At 45.0% G+C, this 13,939-nt stretch carries 12 protein-coding genes; 9 read left to right on the top strand and 3 right to left on the bottom strand.

Going from position 1 to position 13,939, the window contains the following annotated elements; genetic code table 11:
• Nucleotides 1-224 precede the first annotated feature (224 nt).
• The 6 genes from B0I21_RS12605 to B0I21_RS12580 all read left to right on the top strand — a co-directional run bounded on the left by B0I21_RS12605 (nt 225) and on the right by B0I21_RS12580 (nt 8,425).
• Entirely contained in the window at nt 225-1,313 is a 1,089-nt protein-coding gene (locus tag B0I21_RS12605; protein WP_133640843.1) for a sensor histidine kinase, read from the top strand.
• Nucleotides 1,310-2,068 (top strand): LytR/AlgR family response regulator transcription factor, encoded by a 759-nt coding sequence (locus tag B0I21_RS12600; protein ID WP_133640842.1) that lies wholly within the window; start codon nt 1,310-1,312, stop codon nt 2,066-2,068. Before B0I21_RS12605 ends, B0I21_RS12600 begins: the two co-directional genes overlap by 4 nt.
• An 8-nt stretch (nt 2,069-2,076) precedes the next feature.
• The gene (locus B0I21_RS12595; protein WP_133640841.1) at nt 2,077-2,406 is read left to right on the top strand and encodes a DMT family transporter; all 330 of its coding nucleotides are present in this window, start codon (nt 2,077-2,079) and stop codon (nt 2,404-2,406) included.
• A 274-nt stretch (nt 2,407-2,680) separates the two neighbouring features.
• The gene (locus B0I21_RS12590; RefSeq protein ID WP_133640840.1) at nt 2,681-3,817 is read left to right on the top strand and encodes an efflux RND transporter periplasmic adaptor subunit; all 1,137 of its coding nucleotides are present in this window, start codon (nt 2,681-2,683) and stop codon (nt 3,815-3,817) included.
• A gap of 34 nt (nt 3,818-3,851) precedes the next feature.
• On the top strand, nt 3,852-7,001 hold the full coding sequence (locus tag B0I21_RS12585; RefSeq protein WP_133640839.1) for an efflux RND transporter permease subunit: 3,150 nt from the start codon (nt 3,852-3,854) through the stop codon (nt 6,999-7,001).
• Nucleotides 7,002-7,006: 5 nt separating this feature from the next.
• The gene (locus tag B0I21_RS12580) at nt 7,007-8,425 is read left to right on the top strand and encodes an efflux transporter outer membrane subunit (RefSeq protein WP_133640838.1); all 1,419 of its coding nucleotides are present in this window, start codon (nt 7,007-7,009) and stop codon (nt 8,423-8,425) included.
• Between the two features lie 78 nt (nt 8,426-8,503).
• Here the strand turns inward: B0I21_RS12580 and B0I21_RS12575 are convergent, their stop codons facing one another.
• Nucleotides 8,504-9,493, bottom strand: coding sequence for an MBL fold metallo-hydrolase (locus B0I21_RS12575; RefSeq protein WP_133640837.1), 990 nt, complete (start codon nt 9,491-9,493; stop codon nt 8,504-8,506).
• 109 nt (nt 9,494-9,602) lie between these two features.
• Between B0I21_RS12575 and B0I21_RS12570 the strand changes: the two genes are divergently transcribed.
• Nucleotides 9,603-9,962 carry a winged helix-turn-helix transcriptional regulator gene (locus B0I21_RS12570; protein ID WP_133640836.1) on the top strand — a complete coding sequence of 120 codons (360 nt, stop codon included), beginning with the start codon at nt 9,603-9,605 and terminating at the stop codon, nt 9,960-9,962.
• A gap of 7 nt (nt 9,963-9,969) precedes the next feature.
• On the opposite strand, the gene map is transcribed toward B0I21_RS12570, so the two are convergent.
• Nucleotides 9,970-10,737, bottom strand: coding sequence for a type I methionyl aminopeptidase (gene map, locus B0I21_RS12565; RefSeq protein ID WP_133640835.1), 768 nt, complete (start codon nt 10,735-10,737; stop codon nt 9,970-9,972).
• Nucleotides 10,738-10,799: 62 nt separating this feature from the next.
• Here map and B0I21_RS12560 point away from each other — a divergent pair, with 62 nt between their 5' ends.
• Both B0I21_RS12560 and catB read left to right on the top strand, forming a co-directional pair.
• Nucleotides 10,800-11,663 carry a helix-turn-helix domain-containing protein gene (locus B0I21_RS12560; RefSeq protein ID WP_133640834.1) on the top strand — a complete coding sequence of 288 codons (864 nt, stop codon included), beginning with the start codon at nt 10,800-10,802 and terminating at the stop codon, nt 11,661-11,663.
• Nucleotides 11,664-11,665: 2 nt separating this feature from the next.
• Nucleotides 11,666-12,301 carry a type B chloramphenicol O-acetyltransferase gene (gene catB / locus B0I21_RS12555; RefSeq protein ID WP_133640833.1) on the top strand — a complete coding sequence of 212 codons (636 nt, stop codon included), beginning with the start codon at nt 11,666-11,668 and terminating at the stop codon, nt 12,299-12,301.
• A gap of 119 nt (nt 12,302-12,420) precedes the next feature.
• On the opposite strand, the gene B0I21_RS12550 is transcribed toward catB, so the two are convergent.
• Nucleotides 12,421-13,896, bottom strand: a complete 1,476-nt coding sequence (locus B0I21_RS12550; RefSeq protein WP_243836113.1) for a TlpA family protein disulfide reductase — start codon at nt 13,894-13,896, stop codon at nt 12,421-12,423.
• Nucleotides 13,897-13,939 lie beyond the last annotated feature (43 nt).

Below are 13,939 nucleotides of genomic sequence, written 5' to 3'. Positions count from 1 at the left end.
GATCTTTTCCATTTTTTGATAAATTGATCCTCTGGGAGCGGTCGATCACCTTAGACGGGCCTACCGTCTAGGTGTATGCCATACAACGCTAAGGCAATAGGTTCAGGAGGTGGTTTTTACAATTCAGCTAAAGAAAAATACAGTTAGGACGGAAAATAATGTGAAAAATCCAACCTTCGCGTACCTTTGTACGGTATAATACATAAGCAAGATGATGATAGCATATGGGATTAAATAGTATGAGGGATAGTTTTTTAAGCAATAGCCGAAAGCGCATTTTACTTGTGTTCTCCGCGTTAGTATTGCTTTACCTTGTTACTTACATCATTGACCCGTTTTCTTCTTACTGGGACGGTTATTTTACGCGACGCTCCACTATTGCTGATATATTGTTTTCGTTTACCCTGTGCTTCGCTTACTCCGAAACCAGTATTTTTATCAGCGCGCGGCTAAACAAGCGTATTCCCTGGACGGACAGTCCGGCAAGGCGATTTTTATTTGAGTCGTTACTTATATTTTTCAGCGTGTTGCTGATAAATTTTATAGCAGACTTTATTGTTCTACTTTTCATGGATACTGCTTGTTGGGGTATTTGGCGTGATGTATCGATAGAGGAAACCCGCGGTATGTTGCAGTGGATGGTCGTAAGCGTGATGATTGCTTTTATGATCATGGCGGTTAATACCGGGAATTATCTGATTCAAAACTGGAAAAATGCCGCCGTACGCGCTTCGGAATTAAACCAGCTAGCTACCCAAGCTGAGCTTCAATCTTTAAGGCTGCAGATCGACCCACATTTTGTGTTTAATAATCTCAGCGTGCTTGCTGAGCTCATTTTGGAGGACCAACAGCTTGGTTATGAATATGCGGAAAACTTTTCGAAGATATACCGGTATATGCTTGTCAATTCGAAGCGCGATGTCATTCCGTTGGAGGACGAGCTGCGTTTCCTAAACTCATACATCTTTCTTATCGAAAATAGATTTGGCGAAGGTGTACAGTTTGACATCGATGTAGATCCGCAATCCCTTTCTCTGTATACGCCGCCGCTCACCCTGCAACTGCTTGTTGAAAATGCGTTGAAGCACAACAAAACCAACAAAAAAGATCCGCTTCTGGTACGCATCTACACCACTAATCCAGATACCTTAGTAGTCGAGAACACGCGTCTCCCGATCAAGAAACGATCGGATTCATCTGGTATTGGTATCGAAAATATCAAACAGCGGTTTAACTTGTTATCTGTGCGTGATTTACAGGTCCTGCAAGAAGACAGTTTGTTTAAAGTTATTATTCCTCTCCTACAACGATGATAGCGAACATTGTAATTATCGAAGATGAAAAGCCTAATGCAGATCGCCTTAAGCGCTTGTTAAAGCTGCTTTATCCCAACGCCGAGGTTGTCGCCGTGTTGGATTGCATTGCAGAAAGTGTGAAATGGTTTTCCGCACATCCACATCCCGATGTCGTGCTGATGGATGTGCGTCTTTCAGACGGGCTAAGTTTCGAGATATTTGAAAAAGTAAATATCGCTGCGCCTGTCATCTTTACGACGGCGTATGATGAGTATGCTCTACGTGCTTTTAAGCACAATGGCATTGACTATTTACTAAAACCTATAGAATCCGATGAACTCAAAGCCGCATTGACAAAGGTTGAACAAAACCAGTTCTCCGTCATGCAAAACGTATCACTCGGTAGTGTTATGGAACTATTCAAGCCGAAAGAATATCGAAAGCGTTTCTTGTTGCCTTTTCGAGATGGCTATAAAACGGTTATGCTGGAAGATGTAGTGTTTTTCTATTCGGAACTAAAGATTACGCATGCCAAATTGCTTGATGGGCAGGAGCAGGTGATTCCGCAGACTATGGAGGAGCTGGAGCAGCAGCTTGATCCAAAACTGTTTTTTCGGGCTAATCGTCAATTTATCGTACATATCGATGCCATAGTGCGTGTGCACAACTATTTCAACGGCAAGCTGAAGTTAGCTATCAAGAAGAACCCAGATGTGGAGATCGTTGTTAGTCGTGATAAGGCGATGCTGCTAAAGAATTGGCTAGACTTTTAATTTTTTTCATGAAGTATATCTATTTGGCATTAGCCATCGTTCTCGAAGTAACCGGCTCGAGTTTCTTACAGGCCTCAAAAGGTTTCTCTAAACCCATACCAACCCTTATAATGGCTGCAGCGTATATCAGCTGTTTCTTCTTTCTATCGCAGGCACTAAAAACGATCCCGCTTGGTGTAGCCTATGCGATTTGGGCAGGTTTGGGCATTGTGCTGACGGCTGCCGTATCTGTCGTGGTTTTCAAGCAAAGTTTAGATTTTCCCGCCATTTTAGGTATGCTCTTAATCATTGCTGGTGTCGTCGTGATTAATGCCTTTTCCAAAACCGCAGTCCACTAAGCAGCGGCGCGTGTATACAAGAGCAATGTGACGCGAAAGGAAGCTGCTATTTCTATCGCTCCAAAAAGATCATACTGCTTTAAGCCGCTTCTAATCACACAATCGTTCTATTTATAAGCGCTTAGATAGGCGGCTCCCCTCTTTTTTCGCTCGATGCATGCCAGCCGACAACACGCTTCGATTCGGCTCCCAAAAACAACGGTTCGGTCAGATTATTCAACTTTCCATTTCTTCGTTTTCGTTGCTTTGTGTCGACAAAATTAATTCGGTAGACATGACAAAGCGATTTTTATTCATAGGGAAGGGCTTAACAGCATCTATGCTGATTGCCTCATTATTATTATTTTCTTGTGCGGGCAATCAACAAGAAAGCTTTGAGGCGCCAGCAGTAGATGTTGATTTTATGGACGTGCATCCGGCGGATGCGGCCGTAGAAAAACGATATCCAGGAACGATTGAAGGCATGGTAAACGTCGATGTGAAAGCGCAGGTGTCGGGCTATCTGGAAAAGATCTATGTGAAAGAGGGCGACTACGTTCAACAAGGACAAACCCTGTTCAAGATCAAAGATGATGTTTATTATGAGCAGGTTGAAAACAGTCAAGCTCTCGTGCAGGCCGCAGAGGCCGCGGAAGAAAGCGCCCGTATTGAACTGCAAAAGATAAAACCATTAGTCACCGGCAAGGTCGTCACCGAACTGCAGTTGCAAACGGCGGAAGCCAGTTATGCTGCAGCTAAGGCGCAGGTTGCGCAGGCAAAAGCGGGCCTAGGCTCTTCCCGCATCAATGCAGGCTTCACATTGATTAAAGCACCCGTTAGCGGTTACATCGGTCGTATTCCGAATCGCGTGGGAAACCTCATCACCCCGACGGATATGACGCCGCTGACATCGCTTTCCGAAATTAATCAGGTATACGTTTACTTCTCGCTGAGCGAGGCCGATTACATTGCATTCATGCAAGATCAAAAGCAAGATGAAGGCATGAATACGGTCGAGCTCATTATGGCTACAGGCGCGGTTTACGAACAAAAAGGGCGTATTGAATCAGCCAGTGGCAATGTGGATCGGGCTACGGGAAGTGTGCCCCTTAAAGCTGTTTTTGCCAATCCTGACAGGATTTTACGCTCAGGCGGATCAGGCAAGATTGTCATCCGCAAAAACCTAAAACAGGTATTGACGATTCCGATGGCCAGCGTCAAAGATATACAGAATAAATATTTTGTCTTTGCCTTGGCGGATCGCAATAAGGTGGCCATGAAGCCCATTGAAATTGCCGGGCATACCGGTAATACCTATATCCTCAAATCTGGATTGCAAGCTGGTGAAAAGGTCGCCTTAAATCGGATTGACGTTCTGGCAGAGGGAATGGATGTGAAGCCTACCGGTGGAGAAAAAGTAGCAGCGAAATAGCAGCCAGCTTGGCGAGGTGATAAAAAGATAAGAGATGTTAAAGAAAATTATAGATAGACCGGTTTTCGCGACCGTCATTTCCGTTGTGATCGTCATATTGGGTATTATCGGGATGATCAGTCTTCCGATAACCCGCTTCCCGGATATTGCGCCGCCAACGGTTATGGTCAGTGGTAGCTATCCAGGCGGAAATAGTGAAGCCGTGATCCGCTCGGTGGTGACACCCTTGGAAGAGCAGATCAACGGGGTGGAAAATATGCAATACATTACTTCTACGGCGAGTAATGATGGTACTTTTTCGGTGCGTATTGTTTTTAAACAGGGTGTAGATCCGGATCAGGCTGCGGTCAATGTGCAAAACCGCGTACAGCAGGCGACCCCGATCTTGCCGCAAGAGGTAGTGCGTATGGGCTTGACGACTTCTAAGCAACAGAATAGTATGATCATGATCTTCAATGTGTATACCGAAGATAATGCGAAGTACGACGAACTATTTCTGCAAAACTACGTGAACATCAACTTGATTCCGCAGATCAAGCGTGTACCCGGTGTGGGGCAAGCGCAGGTTTTCGGTATGAAAGATTATTCCATGCGCGTCTGGCTAAACCCAGAACGGATGGCCAATTACAGCCTGATCCCGCAAGATGTGACGGCAGCCATCGCCAGCCAGAGTTTAGAATCCGCACCCGGAAAGCTGGGCGAAGAGTCGAAAGCGGCGCTCGAATATGTAATCCGTTATAAAGGGAAGAAAAATCTGCCGGAAGAATATGAAAACATCGTCGTCAAGCGAAATGGGGCAGATCTCGTACGCCTGAAAGATGTTGCCCGCGTAGAATTTGGATCCATCAGTTACAGCGGCGATAATTCCATGAATGGAAAAAACGCGGTCACGGTAGCCATCTTGCAAACATCCGGTTCCAATGCGAATGCAATTGAAGTCGGTGTTCGCGAGGAGATTCTCCGTGCGTCACGCACTTTTCCTCCGGGTATTCAATACAGCAGTGTTATGAGTACCAAAGATCGTCTTGATGAGGCTACGGGACAGGTCAAATCAACCTTGATCGAAGCGTTTATTTTGGTGTTTATTGTGGTTTTCTTGTTCCTTCAAGATTTCCGTTCGACCATTATTCCAGCTATTGCTGTGCCTGTCGCTATCGTGGGAACGTTTTTCTTTTTGTTGGTTTTCGGTTTCACCATCAATATCCTCACGCTTTTCGCGCTGGTGTTGGCCATTGGTATTGTGGTGGATGATGCTATTGTCGTCGTCGAAGCCGTACACAGTAAGATGGAAGGCAGTAAACTGTCTGGTCGAGATGCTACCCATCAAGCGATGAGCGAAATCACAGGAGCTGTTATTTCGATTACCATGGTGATGGCTGCTGTGTTTATCCCTATCGGATTTATGACAGGCTCCTCCGGACTTTTTTACAAGCAGTTTGCGTACACCTTGGCGATCGCGATTATTATTTCCGCGGTTAATGCTCTGACCTTAACACCAGCGTTGTGTGCCTTGTTGCTTAAAAATGATCATGCCGACGATAGACAGGAACATACGAAGCGTCAGGGATTTGGGAAGCGCTTTTTTAAGGCGTTCAATGCCAGTTTTGAAAACCTGACAAACCGATATGTTGGCGGCGTTCGTTTTTTGGCAGCGAAAAAATGGCTTGCTACGGTATTGATTCTGATTACGATTCTGGCTGCCGGTTATCTGATGAACAGCACCTCCCGCAGCTTTGTGCCGATGGAAGACGATAATTTTATTGTGTACAGCTTAAGTATGCCCCCTGGAACGGCCTTGGATCGCACCACGGCCGTTGCCAATCGAATCGATAGCTTGCTGACAGATATGGAAGCCGTCGAAAGTAACTCCGGGATTACAGGATTCAATATCTTAAACAACAGTGCCGGGCCGGCCTATGCCCTTGGCTTCGTCAAATTGAAAGAGCCAAAAGCGCGCGGCGAAGTGAACGATATCGAAGTGATCAACGGCATAATTTCGGAGAAGTTTGGTGCAATCAAAGAGGGTACGGCTATGGCTTTCCGGATGCCGCCAGTAGATGGCTACGGCGTGACGTCAGGTGCTGAGTTGGTACTGCAGGATCGGATGGGGAAAGATCCTGCTTCGCTAAAAGCAATGGCCGATAATGTCATCGGACAGATTATGCAGATGCCGGGTGTGCAGTACGCATATACCATGTTTCGAGCAGATTTTCCGCAGCTGGAGCTGGAGGTCGATGAAGATAAGGCCGCACAAATGGGCGTTGATGTGAGCTCCATGCTCGGTGCGATCCAAACCTATTTTTCGGGCGACCAGTCGTTGAATTTTTCACGCTTTGGTAAGTTTTATCGCATCAATGTCAAGGCAGATGGTGTTTTCCGAATGGATCAAGAGGCATTCAACGAGATTTTTGTGCGCAATGATCAGGCACAGATGGTACCGGTTAAGTCGCTCGTCACGCTACGTAAGGTATACGGGCCCGAATCTGTCAGTCGGTATAATCTCTACAATTCACTAACGATCAACGTGGTGGCTAATCCCGGTACAAGTAATGGAGCGATCATGGATGGTTTAGAGCAAAATGTATTGAGCAAATTACCGAGTGATTACAGTTATGAATGGACGGGTTTGAGTTTGGAAGAAAAATCCTCGGGCAACCAAACGGTTTTTATATTGACACTTAGTTTGCTTTTTGTTTACTTCCTCTTGTCTGCGCAGTACGAGAGCTACTTATTACCGCTAGCGGTCTTATTATCCATTCCCACGGGTGTTATCGGCGCATTTTTGGGGATCAAGGCCATCGGTTTGGATAATAATATCTACGTGCAGGTAGGTTTAATTATGTTGATCGGTTTGTTGGCGAAGAATGCCATCTTGATCATTGAGTTTGCCGCGCAGCGACGTCGAGCAGGTTTATCGATTAGGGATGCTGCTCTGGAAGGGGCGAAGGCGCGTTTGAGACCCATCATTATGACTTCCCTAGCTTTTATCGCCGGCATGATTCCGTTGATGTTAGCAACAGGTGGCGCTGCCTCCGGAAACAAGTCGATCAGCACGGGGGCTGCGATGGGCATGCTCACGGGCGTTGTGCTGGGGGTGTTTGTTATTCCGTTACTCTTTATGTTTTTCCAGTATCTGCAGGAGAAAATAGGACGAAAAAATAAAGTCGATAGCTTAAATGGATAGTGTATATGCATAATTCAAGATTACATAGAATAGGATTGTTGATAGGTCTGTTGAGCTTGTTTGCCTCGTGCAATGTGGGCCAACGATACAGCAGACCAGCTTTGGATATGCCCGACCAATATCGGGATTCCGTTCGCTCGCTAACAGCAGATACCGTTGTTTTACGCTGGAAAACGTTCTTTAAAGATCCATTGTTGATCGGCCTCATCGATCGAGCCTTGCAAAAGAACAATGATCTGGCTGTGGCATTGCTCAGCATGCAGCAGGTAGATTTAACCTATCAGCGCGCGAAGCGTGAGCTGCTGCCGACATTAAATTTACAAGTTGGTGCATCCCGAAACTGGTTTTCTACCAATTCCTTGAACGGCTCCTTGGGCGAGCAATTCTTGGGTAGTAACTTCCTAGATGATTACAGCGCAACTTTGCAGCTGCAGTGGGAGGCGGATATCTGGGGAAAGGCCAAAAAGCAGCAGGAAGAAGCCTTGGCGCAGTACTTTGCGCAACAGGAGAATGTTGCCGCATTAAAAACGCGGATCGTTGCGCAAGTAGCGCAAGCTTATTATAACCTTTTGGCTTTGGACGAACAAGTGGAGGTGGCCAGCCGAAATATAGAAATGAGTACCATCACGTTGCAAATGATCGAGCTGCAGTATAACTCTGGGCAGGTCAACTCTTTAGCTGTTGACCAAGCAATTGCCCAAAAGAAGACGGCGGAATTGTTATTGCCTTTGGCAAAACAACAGATTGCGGTGCAGGAGAATGCACTGAGCATTCTGTGCGGCGACTATCCGGATCGGGTGGCGAGAACCGGCTCGTTAAGAGAAGCGTTGCCAGTATCGCTCTTTTCGTCGGGCGTTCCAGCGGCATTATTAAGTCGTCGGCCCGATGTTAAGGCCGCCGAGTTTGCCGTCGTTGCTGCGAATGCGCGCACGGGCTTGGCACAGGCAGCTATGTATCCGACAATCAGCATTTCGCCGTCTATAGGCGCAAATTCCTTCCAATTTAATAGCTGGTTTGATTTGCCAGGTTCGCTTGTGAAGAATATTGGCGCAAACCTCACCCAGCCGCTCTTCCAGAAAGGAGCGTTGAAAACAGCACACGAGATTGCGAAGCTGGAGCAGGAAAAGGCGGCGGTGCAGTTTAAGCAATCCGTCATGACGGCGATGGCGGAAGTGTCTGATGCCCTTGCTGTCGTAGCGCACAGCGACGAACGCTTGCTTCTGGTAGGGGAAAAAACGGCCGCACTTCGTAAAGCGTCGGCGGATGCGCTGCTGTTGTATCAAAATGGTATGGCCAACTATCTGGAGGTGATCACGGCGCAAAGCAATGCGCTGCAAAATGAGCTCGATGCAATAGCCATACATCGTGAGAAATTGCAGGCCATGACTGATTTATATCGTGCGCTGGGCGGGGGAGTAGAGTAAAGGATAGTGCAGCAAAGTATGCAAGACCCAGCATGGACGAGACTGCTTTACGCGCAGATCGTTCATGCTCGGGCTGTGTTAAATAATTATTCTGTTTGGTTCAAAATAGGGGTAAATGGTCCAGTAGGCTTGATTATCCACTCGGTCGATGTAGCCTAAGCCAGGCCAGGGGAGGTGGCAAGACATGATGACTGTGTTTTGTTCGATGGCACGTTTAATAATCAATTCTCTCGTTTCAACGGCTTTATAAAAGTCCGTATCCCATTGTGTTCCCCAGCCCGGTTGCGCTATTAGCAATGGCGTATGGAAGGTATCCACAATATGTTTAATGGCTTTGTTTCCTGCGTAAATGGTAAAGATGGTATGTCCGGGCGTATGCCCTTCCGCAAGTTCGGTTTTCATACAACCAAATAGTGTATCTCCATATTGAAAAAGATGCAGCTTGCTCGCTATTTTAGTAAAGATTTTTTTAGCTAATGAAATGCTGAAACTTTGGTCACTCTGGCCTTTGCTTCTCGAAAAGCTTGGCTCTTTCGCCATCCAGAATTCATGCTCTTTCGCTGCAATATGATAGGCTGCGGATGGAAAAACTAGGTTTCCATTTCCATCTAATATGCCGCCGATATGATCCAGATGGGCATGCGAAATAATAATATCTGTAATGTCTACTGGTTCAATGCCTAATGATTCCAAACCTTCTAGCAGTTTTCCTGAATTAGGACCCAAATAGATACCGCTACCCGTGTCGAGTAATATCAACTTGCCGTTGCTGCGTATAAGCAGTATATTGATGCTTGCTTGGCCAGGCTGATCTTTCAAGTGCAATTTTTCCAATTCCTGTTTTACTAATACGGGGTTTTCATCTGGCGCAAACACGGGATGTATGTGTTCCAACTCCACAAAACCGTCGGATATGATGTAAGTTTCTAATGTGCCAATATCTAGCCGTAGAGATCGCATGCCGGTTTGCATTTGTTTTGGTGCTTTTCTAGACGAGCCGATTAAACGGCTTGATATTATGGCTCCTGCCACTGCAAGACCAGATTTTATAACGTTTCTCCTATTCATTACCTATTTTTTTTCAAATTTATCGACCATAGTCTTGTTGGTCAAGTATGTACTTTTTAGTATCTTACGTACTAATAAGAAACTAATGTTGATTGTCAGTCTATTATAAATGAAAAAAAAATCGATTAATTTAGAAGACAGGGCTATTTGCGCCGTTGATTATGCTTTTCGAAGAATAGGAGGGAAGTATAAAGGCAGAATACTTTGGTATTTATCAAACTTTGGTGTGTTACGATACGGAGCGTTAAAGCGTACTTTACATGATGTTACCACCAAGATGCTTACGCAAACGTTGCGGGAGCTGGAAGCTGATAATCTTATACATCGTGAAGTGTACCACGAAGTCCCACCTCGAGTGGAGTATTCCCTAACCAAAACCGGGATGGAATTGATTCCATTCATCGGTCATCTCAATGATTGGGGTACAAAACAAATGGAAGAAGAAGGTCTTCGATCAAAGGGTTGCTGAGCCGATGTCAACTCTGATTGATGTACAACATGGGCGTAATAACGATCGGCGCTTTATCGGTCAGTACCAGCGTCACCTCATGTTGTACCGCGACGCCGCCCTTATTGCCCAACATCGTAAACCCGTCAGCTTGCTCTATAGCTAATGTGGAACGGGTGTTAAAGAATGTTTCGATAGCCACCACAGATCCTTTACGGAAGCGGCGTTTGTCCGCTGCGTCTCGATAGTTTAAGATATCTGTAGGTTCCTCATGCAGCGCTTTACCCAAACCATGACCGCCCAAATTTTTGATGACATAATAACCCGCAGATTTTGCACGCTTTTCCAGATAGGCACCCACCTCATTAATACGCATGCCAGCGCGCATGCGGCTGATTAGTCCCTGCAGGGACTGGACGGAGCAATCGACTAATTTTTGGTGATGATGCTTGTCTTCGCCCACCAGCATAGAAGCACCATTGTCGGCCCAAAAGCCATTCCATTCTGCCGATACATCGATATTGATTACGTCACCTTCTTGCAGGATAATATCGTGAGAAGGAATGCCGTGTGCAACCACATTATTCACACTAATACAGGTGTTTCCGGGGAAGTTATACGTAAGTCGGGGTGCTGATCGGGCTCCTCTATCCGCCAAATAGGCCCCGCCAAGATCATCCAATTCTTTGGTGCTCATTCCGGGGCGTACTTGCTCCAGCATATGGTGTAAGGTTTGCGCCACAATCATTCCTGCTTGTGTCAGCATGCTTAGCTCTAGTTCGCTTTCTATGATCATCTTCGTCTTTTTTTAACAAAAGTAAGTCGTGTGATGCGGAGGCAGGTAGTAAATTTTGGACAATGGGATTGCTCTCGAAAATGGTTATCTTTGTGCCTATGCCTATACAATGCCTGACATCGATTCGGTTTTCGTTTGACCAAGCTGGGGAAAGTTTACCGCTAGACCCGCAAGTCGCCGCATTTGTGGAGGGTATCTATCAGTTCGAGCTTGGAGAATTGGGAACAGAAGTAGCTCTTTTTAATGATGGCTTGCCTGCATTGCTGATCCTTCCAAAACCCGATATGGCCAGTACATGCCGCGTGCGAAACGAACTCATCGCATTAGATTCGATTTGGTTTACCGCAGGGTCACTCAACCCAAGTTACTGGCTACCCCCACAGACAGCAGCAGCTGAAAAGCTAACTATCGTGCGGTTCTTGCCATCGGCTTGGCAGGCTTTATTTGGTAAACAGGCCGTTGTTGCGCCGTATGTGCATAATCTTGCAGACTATCATCCTCGCTATTATTCCATGTTTCAGCAGGTGTACCAAGCGCCTTCGCTTATTGAAGGCTTAATTGATCTTTTGGCTTCTTTGTTTAGCTCGTGCGCTATGGATGAGGAAGTGCTGGCTTTTGATCAATTGGCCATTGATTTTTCAGCAGGACATCGCATGCAAGGGAAGAACAGGTCAGCGTTATCGACTTTTCACCCTAAATGGGTGCAACGACAGTTTAAACGCAATCTGGGGATCAGCCCCTATCAATTTGGGCAGTTACAACGTTTCCTTGCTGCGTATAAAATTCTAGGAGAGGATTCTGCCCTTAATCTGCACGCTGTCGCGGATGACTGTGGTTATTACGATGCAAACCATCTTATCAAAGATTTCAATAAGTATTTAGGCACGTCACCCAGGCAGTATTTTAAGGCACAGCAGGCGCTATAAGTATGGAAAATCATTTTCAAAGCCCCTTTCGGGGTAAAATTATCGCAGAGCACAACAGGAATCCAAATATTATCGCCGGGAAGTTTAGTTATTATTCAGGCTATTATCACGGTCATGCTTTTGAAGACTGCGCGCGCTATCTTTTTCCTGATCGGGATGATGTCGATAAGTTGATTATCGGGAACTACTGCTCTATCGGCACAGGTGTATCGTTTATCATGGCTGGTAACCAAGGGCATCGTAGTGATTGGATTTCTACCTTTCCCTTTCATTTTATGGACGATGTGGATGCGTTTGCAACAAGTAAGAATGGTTTTCAACCCGCAGGTGATACGATTATTGGAAACGATGTGTGGATTGGCGCCGAAGCTATGATTATGCCGGGCATACGTGTCGCTGATGGGGCCATTATTGGTAGCCGGGCGCTAATCACGAAAGATGTTGCGCCTTATACCATCGTTGCCGGAAATCCAGCTAAAGAAATTCGAAAACGATTTACAATCGGAGAAATTGATAAGTTAATGGAAATCAAATGGTGGAATTGGGAAATGGATAAAGTCGCCGCAGCAATGCCATTAATCTGTTCGGCTGATGTGGAAAGCTTATATTTGTTTCATTGTATGTATGATCCTGCTTAAGCTTTATGCCATACCAACCATGAAAAGCTCCAATAATAATAAAAGTTGGTATTTTCTTTATAGAACTCATAACCAATCTTTGTTACTTATAATCTCTGCCAATGAAAGAGGCTGAAAAACTATTTCTTTAAAGAACTTTCAATCCATTCCATCAATTTGTCATTGCCCATATAGCCACCAATGCTTTTCTCAGACAGGCTGCTATGTTTATCAAAAATAAGATAGCTAGGAATCGACTCAATATCATACATGTTATTTATAGAGCTCAACTGTGATCTATATAGATAATAATGGTCTCCTGAAATGATTCTTGCATATTCATTCCAGCGAGTTCGGTCAGACGATTGGTCTGTCAGGTAAACAAACACAACATCATCTCGCGATGCGTATTTGTCTTTAACATTTTTAATGTCATCAAAAGCTTCGATGCAAGGGCCACACCAAGTTGCCCAAAAGTCAACAATGACCACTTTGCCCTTATATTTCGATAATATATCGTTCAGCACATCATTTTGGGCGTTGTCGAAGGGTAGGTAATATTTTACAGAAGATTTTTTGTTGTCGGGTATTCCTTGTGCATTTTTAAAATATAAGTAATTGCTGATTTGCGGGTTTGTAAAATAGCCGTTGATAGCTACTTTTTGGCTTGCTGATAAGGGTGTCCCATCATTCATTTGATCCAAATATGCGCCTACTAGCGTGATTTCATAAAACAAATCACGCTGCTTTGGTAGCGATTTTTGCAGGCTTTCTCTATACGAAGCTGGGGAGCTATGCATTAAGTTTGGCAAGTTTAACACGCTATCTTTTCGAACTGCTTCCAAAAACCTGGGATCTGAAAACATAAGCAGATCAGGATCGGAATACGTAATGTCCAATAGTCCTTCATAATAAGAAACATCTCGTTTAGGGGCAGGTCGCGAAGCTAAACCAATTGATCTGTTATGTCGAACAACTAAGCTATCATAATGAAGTATCAAGTCGGCCTTCATAAAGTTGGTAAGCTTATTTTTTAAGGAAGGAGAAACAGTCAGGGGCTTCATTGCTTCGTCCGCAAACGCAATTCGATCTTTAAACTCATTCAGTTTACAATCTCTGAAATCATTTGCACGTTCAAATGTCGTTAATGGTGTTTTTATATCGGGAGATCGCCTGTACCCAAAAACAGCATTTTTGATCAGCTCCCCATAGGCTTTCGATTGCCGGAAGATATCCTCAAATTCTCCTTCAAAGTCAACTTCATAATGGTCACAATCGAGATGCTTGATATGTAGGGTTGTTGTTTCATTCGGATTTAGCAGCACCGTATTGTATTGATCTTTGTAAAAAAAATAGTAGAGCGAGGGGCCTAATGTAGTACCAGATAGACGTAACAGGCTATCCTTAACAATATCAATTTTAGCGGGAACATCAGCCTCAAAAAGCGACGAAAAATGCGCGAGTTTTAGCTCATGCACGCTATCACAAGATCCAGATATTTTAACTAATAAATTGGCGTTGCCGAACTGGAGCGACTGTGCAACCACAATCGTATACGGGGCCAAAGCAATCAAGAAGAATGTAAAGCTGGCCAATAAGGTGCTGATCTTGTTCATATGTGCGAAAATTTGATTCTTAATACAACGTGTCGAAAAGTGA

Source organism: Sphingobacterium paludis, from assembly GCF_004364125.1.
GTDB lineage: Bacteria > Bacteroidota > Bacteroidia > Sphingobacteriales > Sphingobacteriaceae > Sphingobacterium > Sphingobacterium paludis.
Note: the sequence above shows the minus strand (reverse complement) of the source record. Positions and strands in the feature narration are given on the sequence as shown.